We start from the raw sequence: 11,148 nt of genomic DNA, 5'->3' as shown, positions 1-11,148 counted from the left end.
TTAAAAAAAGGAGATAGCCCACGTGGTTATCTCCTTTTTACTTTTTGAATCATTGAGTTAAATATCAGTCTGCATCGTAGCCCAAATTAGGTGCTAACCAACGCTCGACTTCACTGACCGGCATTCCTTTGCGGGCGGCGTAATCCTCAACCTGATCCCGCTGAATCTGCGCTACGGCAAAATATTTGCTGTCCGGATGGCTGAAGTACCAGCCCGATACCGACGCCCCCGGCCACATGGCATAGGACTCCGTCAGTTTCATGCCGGTGTGAGTTTCGACATCCAACAACTGCCAAATTTGGCCTTTTTCGGTATGTTCCGGGCATGCCGGATACCCCGGTGCAGGGCGAATTCCTTGATAATTTTCCCGCACTAACTCTTCATTACTCAGATTTTCATTCGGTGAAAAGCCCCAATACACTTTACGCACCCGCTCATGCAGATATTCTGCAAAAGCCTCTGCCAGCCGGTCAGACAGCGCCTTAATCATGATTTTGTTGTAATCATCATGCTGAGCATCATAAGCCTCGGCCAACGCATCCTCTTCCAGCCCACCAGTGACCGCAAAAGCACCGTAGTAATCAGCTTTACCACTGGATTTAGGTGCAATGTAATCCGCCAGACAATAGTTCGGGAAGTCGGTTTTCTCGGTTTGTTGGCGTAAATGGTGGCTGACCACCAGCACTTCATCGCGGCGCTCATCACGGTAAATTTCGATATCATCGCCAACACTGTTGGCGGGGAACAAGCCGACGACACCTTTAGGATGCAGTAAATCCTCTGCTGACAGTTTATCCAGCATCTCATTGGCATCCGCGAACAAGCGCTTGGCTTCTTCACCCACCACTTCATCTTCCAGAATGCGCGGGTACTTACCCGCCAGCGCCCAGGTCATAAAGAATGGCGTCCAGTCGATATAATTACGCAGGGTTTCAATGCTGGCTTCTACCGCCTGAACCCCCAATTTGTGCGCCACTGGCGGAGTGTAATTCGCCCAATCAATGACGGTTTGATTCGCGCGTGCGGTCTGCAAGCTAACCGGTGGTGTACGCGGTTTCTTACGCGCATGCTGAATACGCACAGTTTCATATTCTTTACGGGTTTTTGCTATAAAATCATCGCGTTGCGTATCAGATAGCAGCGCTGAAACCACCCCGACACTGCGGGAGGCATTAGAAACATAGGTGGTGGAGCCGCTGTAATTTTGCTCGATTTTAACCGCAGTATGCGCTTTAGAGGTGGTCGCGCCCCCAATCAGTAACGGTAAGGTAAAGCCCTGGCGCTCCATCTCTTTGGCAACATTGACCATCTCATCGAGGGATGGCGTGATCAAACCAGACAAACCGATGATATCGACTTTTTCTTCCCGCGCGGTACGCAGAATTTTTTCGGTCGGCACCATCACGCCTAAGTCAATGATTTCATAGTTATTACACTGCAACACTACGCCAACAATGTTTTTGCCGATGTCATGCACATCACCTTTGACCGTCGCCAACAGGATTTTTCCTGCCGTGGTGCCTTTCTGTTTACTGGCTTCAATATAAGGTTCGAGATAGGCGACCGCTTGTTTCATCACTCGAGCAGATTTGACCACCTGCGGCAGGAACATTTTCCCCTCGCCGAACAAGTCGCCCACCACATTCATCCCCGCCATCAGCGGCCCTTCAATAACTTCGATCGGCCGATCGGCCTGCTGGCGAGCTTCTTCCGTGTCCAGCTCGATAAATTCGGTAATCCCTTTCACCAATGAATATTCCAGCCGTTTCCCAACTGCCCAGCCGCGCCACTCGGCTTGCTGAATGGCTACTTCACCACTTTTACTGCTACGGTACTTTTCCGCCAAATCCAACAAGCGCTCAGTGCTGTCGTCACGGCGATTCAGAATGACATCCTCAACAGCATCACGCAGCTCATCCGACAGGTCGTCATAGATAGCCAACTGCCCGGCATTGACGATACCCATATCCATTCCATTACGAATGGCGTAATAAAGGAATACCGCGTGAATAGCTTCACGCACTGGATCATTACCACGGAAAGAGAATGAAACGTTGGAAACACCACCAGAAATCATAGCGTGGGGCAACTCAGCTTTGATATCCGCACAAGCTTCAATAAAGTCGACCGCATAGTTGTTATGTTCTTCAATACCGGTCGCGACGGCGAAAATATTTGGGTCGAAAATAATATCTTCCGGCGGGAAGCCGACCGTTTCCGTCAGAATTTTATAGGCTCGGCGGCAGATTTCTATTTTACGTGCGCGAGTATCGGCCTGCCCTGTTTCGTCGAATGCCATCACCACCATCGCTGCACCATAACGGCGCACCAGTTTAGCGTGATGGATAAAGGCAGCTTCACCCTCTTTCATCGAGATGGAGTTAACAATCCCTTTGCCTTGAATACATTTCAGGCCTTTTTCGATGACATCCCACTTCGAGGAGTCGATCATAATTGGCACCCGGGCAATATCCGGCTCACCGGCAATCAGATTGAGGAAGCGCACCATCGCGGCTTCGGCATCCAGCATGCCCTCATCCATATTGATGTCGATGATTTGTGCGCCGCTTTCAACCTGCTGGCGCGCTACATCCAGCGCTTCATCGTATTTCTCTTCTTTTATCAGCCGCTTGAACCGGGCCGAGCCAGTGACGTTGGTCCGCTCGCCGACGTTAACAAACAGCGTATTAGCATCAATCGTCAGTGGTTCCAGCCCCGCTAAACGGCACGCGACCGGGATATCCGGCAACGGACGCGGTGCAACACCCGCAACAGCTTTGACCATCGCGGCAATATGTCGTGGTGTCGTCCCGCAACAGCCGCCGACAATATTCAAAAAGCCCGCCCGCGCCCACTCACCAATCTGCTCCGCCATCTCTTTGGCTTCCAAATCATATTCACCAAAGGCATTTGGCAAACCGGCATTCGGGTGCGCACTGACATAATATTCAGAGATACGCGATAACTCCGCGACGTATTGGCGTAACTCATCTGGCCCCAAAGCGCAGTTTAAGCCAAAAGAAAGCGGCTTCACGTGGCGCAGAGAGTTATAAAAAGCTTCTGTGGTTTGGCCGGATAAAGTCCGGCCAGATGCATCGGTAATGGTGCCGGAAATCATCACCGGCAACAGCCCCCCCATAGCTTCAAATTCAGATTCCACCGCAAAGGTGGCTGCTTTTGCATTCAGGGTATCGAAGACCGTTTCAATCATAATCAGGTCAACACCGCCCTCAATCAGGGCGCGGGTCGATTCGCGATAAGCTTCAACCAACTGATCAAAACTGACATTACGGAATGCAGGGTCATTTACTTTAGGCGAGATAGATGCGGTTCGGTTGGTCGGCCCAAGTACCCCGGCGACATAGCGGGGTTTTTCGGGCGTACGGGCAGTCCATTCATCGGCGCAGATACGGGCCAGACGGGCAGCTTCATAGTTAATTTCAGCTGACAGGGACTCCATCTGATAATCCGCCATGGCAATGGTGGTGGAGTTAAAGGTATTGGTTTCGAGAATATCAGCGCCGGCTTCAAGATAGGCATTATGAATAGCAATAATGACTTCCGGCTTGGAGAGCACCAATAAATCATTATTCCCTTTCAGGTCACTGGGCCAATCGGCAAAACGCGCCCCCCGATAATCCTCCTCTTCCAGCCGATAGCTCTGGATCATGGTTCCCATACCACCATCCAGCACTAAAATCCGCTGTGCTAATTGCTGGTGTAATTCCTTAACCTTATTATTTGTAACTGTGTCCACCACTGTCGCCTCTTTACCCTGTTGCCTTGCCATTATTTGACGCATTTTTTGTCATTTATTTGCATCAGACATGCTGAAAAATTCATCTGTCATCCTAGCACAAGTTGCCAATGTAATGAGTCCAGCTACAGTTGAGACTTTTTCAGGTAGATAACCACACTCATCGGATGAGCATTTTTCACTATTTACATGCATAATTGAAAAACGAAAATGAATTCCATAATAATAGATGAGAGACTAATTTATGGCGCTACCCATTCCGATTAAACGGGGAAAGAAACCCAAGCCTGCCGCACAAACCACCCCAGCGGCGACAGGTCAGGTCCAATCATTGACTCGCGGACTTAAATTACTGGAATATATTTCCGAATCGCAAGGAAGTGTCGCGCTAACAGATTTAGCCCAACAGGCAGGTTTACCTAACTCAACCACTCATCGCCTGTTAACCACCATGCAACAGCAAGGTTTTGTCCGTCAAGTGGGTGATTTAGGCCTTTGGACTATGGGCGCACATGCTTTTATTGTTGGCAGCAGCTTTTTGCAAAGCCGCAATTTATTGGCCATGGTTCACCCAATGCTGCGCCGTTTAATGGATGAATCCGGTGAAACCGTGAACCTGGCGGTACTGGATCACAGTGACTATCAAGCCATTATTATCGACCAAGTGCAATGTACCGCGCTGATGCGGATGTCAGCGCCGATTGGCGGCAAGTTGCCGATGCATGCTTCTGGGGCGGGTAAAGCTTTTCTTTCCACCCTGCCAGACGATCAACTGGTGCAGCTTTTACATAAAAAAGGGCTGCACGCCTATACTCAGCATACCCGCACCAGCCCAGCCAGTTTGAAAGATAATTTAGCCCTGATCCGCAAACAGGGTTATTCATTTGACGATGAAGAACATGCACTTGGCCTGCGCTGCATCGCCGCCTGCCTGTTCGATGAACACCATGAAGCCTTTGCAGCTATTTCCATCTCTGGCCCAGTATCGCGCATTACCGACGATCGCGTCACAGAACTTGGCGCGCTGGTCATTCATGCTGCGAAAGAAATCACTCAATCTTACGGCGGAGGCAATCGTAGCTAGTGTGCAACCCGCCATACGTTGACCCGCAAAAGGTAACGCCAGGATTTGGCCGGTATGCATTCATTATTATCAAATATAAACCTATTCATCAAAAAACTATTTACCCATAAATTACGCCCGCACACATTGCGGAGCAAAATGATTGTTCTGGCGATCATTATGGTTTCGCTACCTACGCTGATTATCGGCTATCTGGTTGAAACTGAAGGGCGAGATGCTTTATTGCAGGAAAAAAAAACCAAGCTGTTTGCCGTCACCACCCTATTGGATAATGCGCTGGCAGACAGCTTTACGCTTTATCGGGATTTGCCCAGAGAACAGCGCATTAAGGCATTAAACCAACATCTGGCCCCCGCTACCGATGAAATTACTCATGCTTTTTCCGGTGTCGGGGCGGGTTATTATAACAAAGAGTTAGATGCCATTATTACCTACGCGCCTCAGGCGCAATATGGCAAGGCGGTCGGGATTAGCATTAATCCCAATCACCCCGGTCATGAAGTGATGAACCGTGGAGAGCCGCAGGTAAGCAAGGGTTCCCAAGTGCGTGGCAATATTATGAATGCCATGATTCCTATCAAACGCGATAACCAGATTTTGGGTTATATCTGGGCTAACGAACTGTCCAATGACATTGACCGCCAGGCCATGTCGATGGATATCAAAATTATTGTGGTGATCAGCATTGGTTTATTATTGAGCTTATGGCTGATTATTACTTTCTCGCGCCGTTTTGCCTCTGATATCGATATTATCAAATCCAGTCTGGCCAATTTATCACTGAATCTCAATACCGGGATCCCCGCAATGAAGGGGGAAATGGGTGAAATTTCCGACAGTGTTAATGCTTTATCTCGCGCCTTGCGGGAAACCAAAACACTCAATGAATTAATTCTTGAAAGTGCCGCAGATGGCGTTATATCCGTTGATATTAATGGCTGCGTCACCATGATTAACCCAGCCGGGGAACTCATCACTGGATATAACCGCAAAGAACTGATGGGCAAACCTTACGCGGAAGTATTTGAAAAGATAGATTTCGACAGCCCGGTGCTGGATACCCTCTATCGCGGCATTGAGCATGTGGCGCTAGAGCTTGATTATCCAGGGAAAAACCGCACCATACAACTTAGCATTAGTACCAGCCAATTGCGCAATGCACAGGGTGATACTCTTGGGGCACTGGCAATATTTACTGATTTAACCGCTAAAAAAGAAGTGCAGCGCCGTATTGAACAAGCTGAACGTCTGGCAACATTAGGGGAATTAATGGCCGGGGTGGCTCATGAAGTTCGCAACCCGCTCACGGCGATTAGCGGATTTGTTCAGATCCTCAAAGACAGTGAGAAAGATCCGCAACGGCTCGAATATACGCATATTATTCTGAAAGAAGTCCAATCAATTAACCGTGTCATCCAGCAGCTACTCGATTTTTCCCGCCCGCGCATTGGCCGTTACCATCAAGTTAATTTAAATCAAATTCTAAGAGAAAGTCTGATTCTGGTGAAAACTAAAGGTGTCGAAGCGCGCGTTGATTTCCATGTTCAGCTAGATGAAAACTTAAGCGATATTGAAGCTGATGGTGAATTATTAAAGCAGGTGCTGCTTAATATTCTAATTAATGCTGTTCAGTCCATCACTGCTCGTGGCGAAATTATTATTTCGACTCAAACACTGGATGATAATTATCAGCAAATAACAGTCAAAGATAACGGTTGTGGAATCGCCGATGATATTAAGTCAAAAGTATTTGATCCTTTTTATACCACCAAACCTTCGGGCACCGGGCTAGGGTTATCCATCAGTCAGCGCATTATTGCTTCCCATGACGGCGATATTAGGTTAGAAAGTCAGCCGAATAAAGGAACAACATTTATTATTATACTGCCAGTTAAGCATGGTGCAGGGAATCTATTATGAAAAAATCCTATCGTATTCTGATTGTTGATGATGAAGAAAACGTTCGTCGCATGTTAACTACCGTCTTTAGTCTTGATGGGCATCAACCTATTTGCGCTGCGGACGGACAACAAGCATTGGAGTTATTCAAACAGCAAACACCGGATATCGTGCTCATGGATATCCGAATGCCAAAAATCAGTGGTCTTGAAGCCTTACAAATTATGCGACAAACCCATCAGGAAACCCCAGTAATACTGATGACTGCTTATGCCGCCGTAGAGACGGCAGTGGAAGCTCTACGTCTGGGTGCATTTGATTATGTGATTAAGCCCTTTGATTTGGATGAGCTAAAAATCATTATCGGCCGTGCGATGCAATTACAGGAGATGAAACAAGAAATAAACCGCCTGCATCGCGCCCTATCAGACAGTTATCAATGGGGCCGGTTGCTGACTAACAGCGCCAAAATGATGGAGCTTTGTCGCGATACCGCCAAAATAGCCATGAGCCATGCGAGTGTTTTAATAACCGGTGAGAGTGGCACTGGCAAGGAGCTGATTGCTAAAGCCATTCACTATAATAGCCCGCGAGCAAAAGGGCCCTTTATCAAAATAAACTGCGGCGCACTGCCGGAATCTTTATTAGAAAGTGAGCTGTTCGGCCATGAGAAAGGGGCTTTTACCGGTGCACATATGCAACGCCAGGGTCTGTTTGAACGCGCTAATCTGGGCACACTGCTGCTGGACGAAGTGGGTGAAATGCCACTTAACCTTCAAGTTAAGTTGCTGAGAGTATTGCAAGAAAAAGAGTTCGAGCGCTTAGGCGGCAGCCAAACCATTAAAACAGATATCCGCCTGATTGCCGCCACCAACCGGAATTTGCCCGCGATGGTAGAGCAAGGTGAGTTCCGGCAAGATCTCTTTTACCGCCTGAATGTCATTCATCTTTCCCCATTGCCCTTACGGGAAAGACCTGAAGATATCCCGTTGTTAGCCAGACACTTCCTGCAGAAATTCAATGCTGAAAATGGTAAGGAAATCATTGAAATAGATGCAAGCGCCCAAGCAATTCTCGATGCTTACCCTTGGCCGGGTAATATCCGGGAATTATCTAATGCCATTGAGCGCGCAGTCATTATGAGCACCGGATTTATCATTTTCCCTGATGATCTACCTGAGCATTTACAGCACAAAGCACATGCTCAGCCTAATGTTAACCGGGGTATCTTTGCCGAACAGGGATTAGGTTTAAAAGAGAATATGAAAGCTTATGAACGTGAGCTAATCTGCGCGGCGCTAGCGAATAATCAGGATAATCGGGTACAAACTGCACGAGCATTAGGTATCAGCCGCCGAGCATTGATGTATAAATTACAAGAATATCGCATCGATTCTCAGTCACAACTATCCCACGATAATATATAAATAAATATTAACTGTGTTATTTATACTTATTAAAAATAAAACGCTTGGAATCAAATTTATTTGATAGCCGAGCGTTATTTCACTTCTAATTTTATTCCAAATAAAATAAGAGAAACAAAATGTGCACCCCTGTGCAAGAAATTGCACACTTCCTTGTTAATTAATATCACATCTTATTAACTCTATTTTTAATGTTTAAATTAACCCAACCGATATCAGCGAGTTAATTACCTTCCAACAAAAATAAATAATAACATTTTAATTGGCACAGTCGTTGCAATTCCTTAATTGAAACTGTTTTTGGGTATCAAATATAAGGGATAACTATGAAAAGAAAACTCATTGATATTGAGCAAGCTACTGAGTATTTCCGTGATGGCATGACCATTATGATCGGTGGTTTTATGGGGGTCGGCGCACCACCCCGTCTTATTTCCGCATTACTGAATTCCAATGTAAAAGATCTGACTTTAATCAGTACCGACACGGCTTTCGTTGATACCGGCGTCGGGCCACTGGTCGCCAGCGGCAGAGTGAAGAAAGTCATTGCTTCACATATCGGCACCAACCCAGAAACAGGTCGCCGGATGATCTCGGGTGAAATGGAAGTCGAGTTAGTCCCACAGGGCACTCTGGCGGAGCGCATTCGCTGTGGTGGGGCTGGCCTTGGCGGTTTCCTGACCCCCACCGGAGTGGGCACCGTGGTCGAAGATGGCAAACAAAAAATCACTCTGAATGATATCGAATATCTGCTGGAGCTGCCTCTACGCGCCGATCTGGCGCTGGTTCGCGCCCACCTCAGTGACTATCAAGGCAATCTGACTTACCAACTCAGCGCCCGTAACTTCAACCCACTCATGGCACTGGCCGCCGATATTGTCATTGCAGAGCCGGAGTCCGTGGTGGATATCGGCAGCATTACCCCTGATTGCGTTATTACCCCCGCTGCATTGATTGACCACATTGTTTGCCCGCAGGAGAACCAATAATGAACGCTAAAGAACTTATCGCGCGCCGCGTCGCCCTTGAACTGCACGACGGGGACATTGTGAATCTGGGTATTGGGCTACCAACTCAAGTGGTCAACTATTTACCCACTGATATTCATATCACCCTGCAATCTGAAAATGGTTTTCTTGGCTTGGCCCCGGTCACCGAAGCGCATCCTAATCTGGTCAATGCGGGCGGCTTACCTTGCGGAATATTGCCCGGCGGAGCGGCCTTTGACAGCGCATTCTCCTTTGCGTTGATCCGCGGAGGTCATGTTGATGTCAGCGTATTGGGCGGGTTGCAGGTCGATCAGCACGCCAATCTGGCTAACTGGATGGTGCCGGGGAAAATGGTTCCGGGCATGGGCGGCGCAATGGATCTGGTCACTGGCGCACGGCGGGTGATTATTGCGATGGAACATTGCGCTAAAGATGGCTCATCTAAGCTCCTTAAGCACTGTTCGCTGCCGCTAACGGCTAAAAATAAAGTCAGCATGGTAGTGACCGAACTGGCGGTGTTCAGCTTCGAGCAGGGCCAATTAGTCCTGCAAGAACATGCGCCGGGTGTCACGCTGGCAACTATCTCGGCAAAAACTGATGCTGAATTCTCGGTATCACCGGGCTTCAAAGTCATGCCAGTTGCGCTAGAGGAAGGTGCTGTATGATTGGCCGCATCTCCCGCTTTTTAACCGGTTTTGTTAGCCGGTATCTGCCCGATCCGCTGATTTTCGCCATGTTGCTCACGATGCTGACCTTTGGTATCGCGCTGGCACTGACCCCGCACACACCGGTTGAAATGGTGCATATGTGGGGCGATGGCTTCTGGAATCTGCTGGCATTCGGTATGCAGATGGCGCTGATTATCGTCACCGGCCATGCGCTGGCAACTTCAGCCCCAGTTAAACGGGTGCTGACGCTGACCGCCTCCGTCGCCAAAACCCCCGCCCAAGGGGTAATGCTGGTCACTTTCCTCGGTTCGGTGGCTTGTGTTATCAACTGGGGATTCGGTTTGGTGGTCGGCGCAATGTTTGCTCGCGAAGTGGCGCGGCGGATTCCTGGCTCCGATTATCCACTGTTAATTGCCTGTGCTTACATCGGCTTCCTGACGTGGGGCGGCGGATTCTCCGGCTCCATGCCCCTACTGGCTGCCACACCGGGCAACCCGGTGGAACACATTGCTGGCCTGATCCCGGTATCAGAAACCCTGTTCACTGGCTATAACCTGTTCATTACCTTGGGTTTGATCCTCGTCATGCCGTTTGTTACCCGCATGATGGTACCGAAACCTCATGAAGTCGTCAGTATTGATCCAGCACTATTGGCAGAAGAACCCAGCTTCCAGAAAACCTTGCCCGCTGATGCACCCATAGCAGAGAAAATGGAAGAAAGCCGCATCATCGCGTTCATCATTGGCGCACTCGGTATTGCTTATCTGGGGATGAGCTTCTGGGAAAAGGGCTTTAACATCACGATTAACACCGTAAATATGATGTTTATGATTGCTGGCCTGTTGCTGCATAAAACCCCAATGGCTTATATGCGCGCTATCTCAGCGGCCGCGAAAAGTACTGCGGGTATTTTGGTGCAGTTCCCCTTCTATGCCGGTATCCAACTGATGATGGAGCACTCCGGTCTCGGGGGTTTGATTACCGAATTCTTTATCAATGTCGCCAACAAAGACACCTTCCCAATCATGACTTTCTTCAGCTCCGCGCTGATTAACTTCGCCGTGCCATCAGGTGGCGGTCACTGGGTTATCCAAGGGCCATTTGTCATTCCTGCCGCGCAAGCGCTGGGGGCCGATTTAGGTAAATCCGTGATGGCTATCGCCTATGGCGAGCAGTGGATGAACATGGCGCAACCTTTCTGGGCGCTGCCTGCGTTGGCGATTGCCGGTTTGGGGGTCCGGGACATCATGGGCTACTGCGTCACCGCCCTGCTGTTCTCTGGCGTCATATTTATTATCGGCCTCACCCTCATTTAGCGTCGTCA

The 11,148-nt window shown here is 48.8% G+C and carries 7 protein-coding genes; 6 read left to right on the top strand and 1 reads right to left on the bottom strand.

Translation table 11 applies throughout. The features are described from left to right. Positions 1 to 64: 64 nt before the first annotated feature. The gene (gene metH, locus DX162_RS07700) at positions 65 to 3,760 is read right to left on the bottom strand and encodes a methionine synthase (RefSeq protein ID WP_115155901.1); all 3,696 of its coding nucleotides are present in this window, start codon (positions 3,758 to 3,760) and stop codon (positions 65 to 67) included. Positions 3,761 to 4,001: 241 nt separating this feature from the next. On the opposite strand from metH, the gene iclR reads away from it, so the two are divergent. From iclR to DX162_RS07670, 6 genes are all read left to right on the top strand, one after another. Then, on the top strand, positions 4,002 to 4,841 hold the full coding sequence (gene iclR / locus DX162_RS07695; protein WP_004391877.1) for a glyoxylate bypass operon transcriptional repressor IclR: 840 nt from the start codon (positions 4,002 to 4,004) through the stop codon (positions 4,839 to 4,841). A gap of 54 nt (positions 4,842 to 4,895) precedes the next feature. Then, positions 4,896 to 6,761, top strand: a complete 1,866-nt coding sequence (gene atoS, locus DX162_RS07690; RefSeq protein ID WP_050413824.1) for a two-component system sensor histidine kinase AtoS — start codon at positions 4,896 to 4,898, stop codon at positions 6,759 to 6,761. Continuing rightward, positions 6,758 to 8,167 carry an acetoacetate metabolism transcriptional regulator AtoC gene (gene atoC / locus DX162_RS07685; protein ID WP_032820470.1) on the top strand — a complete coding sequence of 470 codons (1,410 nt, stop codon included), beginning with the start codon at positions 6,758 to 6,760 and terminating at the stop codon, positions 8,165 to 8,167. Before atoS ends, atoC begins: the two co-directional genes overlap by 4 nt. 326 nt (positions 8,168 to 8,493) lie before the next feature. Continuing rightward, the gene (gene atoD / locus DX162_RS07680; RefSeq protein WP_032820473.1) at positions 8,494 to 9,156 is read left to right on the top strand and encodes an acetate CoA-transferase subunit alpha; all 663 of its coding nucleotides are present in this window, start codon (positions 8,494 to 8,496) and stop codon (positions 9,154 to 9,156) included. Further along, positions 9,156 to 9,821: a 3-oxoacid CoA-transferase subunit B gene (locus tag DX162_RS07675; protein ID WP_004391880.1), complete on the top strand. Its 666-nt coding sequence runs from the start codon at positions 9,156 to 9,158 to the stop codon at positions 9,819 to 9,821. The genes atoD and DX162_RS07675 overlap by 1 nt, the downstream gene beginning before the upstream one ends. Continuing rightward, complete coding sequence (locus DX162_RS07670) at positions 9,818 to 11,140, top strand: TIGR00366 family protein (protein ID WP_032820474.1); 1,323 nt, start codon at positions 9,818 to 9,820, stop codon at positions 11,138 to 11,140. Before DX162_RS07675 ends, DX162_RS07670 begins: the two co-directional genes overlap by 4 nt. Positions 11,141 to 11,148 lie beyond the last annotated feature (8 nt).

The sequence above is a fragment of the Yersinia kristensenii genome, from assembly GCF_900460525.1.
Lineage (GTDB): Bacteria > Pseudomonadota > Gammaproteobacteria > Enterobacterales > Enterobacteriaceae > Yersinia > Yersinia kristensenii.
The sequence above is the reverse complement of the archived record's forward strand: the minus strand, read 5'-3'. Positions and strand labels throughout refer to the sequence as shown.

Coding starts and splice junctions, on each gene's coding strand:
- iclR (WP_004391877.1), top strand. CDS start 4,002: ATGGCGCTACCCATTCCGATTAAACGGGGAAAGAAACCCAAGCCTGCC.
- atoS (WP_050413824.1), top strand. CDS start 4,896: ATGCATTCATTATTATCAAATATAAACCTATTCATCAAAAAACTATTT.
- atoC (WP_032820470.1), top strand. CDS start 6,758: ATGAAAAAATCCTATCGTATTCTGATTGTTGATGATGAAGAAAACGTT.
- atoD (WP_032820473.1), top strand. CDS start 8,494: ATGAAAAGAAAACTCATTGATATTGAGCAAGCTACTGAGTATTTCCGT.
- DX162_RS07675 (WP_004391880.1), top strand. CDS start 9,156: ATGAACGCTAAAGAACTTATCGCGCGCCGCGTCGCCCTTGAACTGCAC.
- DX162_RS07670 (WP_032820474.1), top strand. CDS start 9,818: ATGATTGGCCGCATCTCCCGCTTTTTAACCGGTTTTGTTAGCCGGTAT.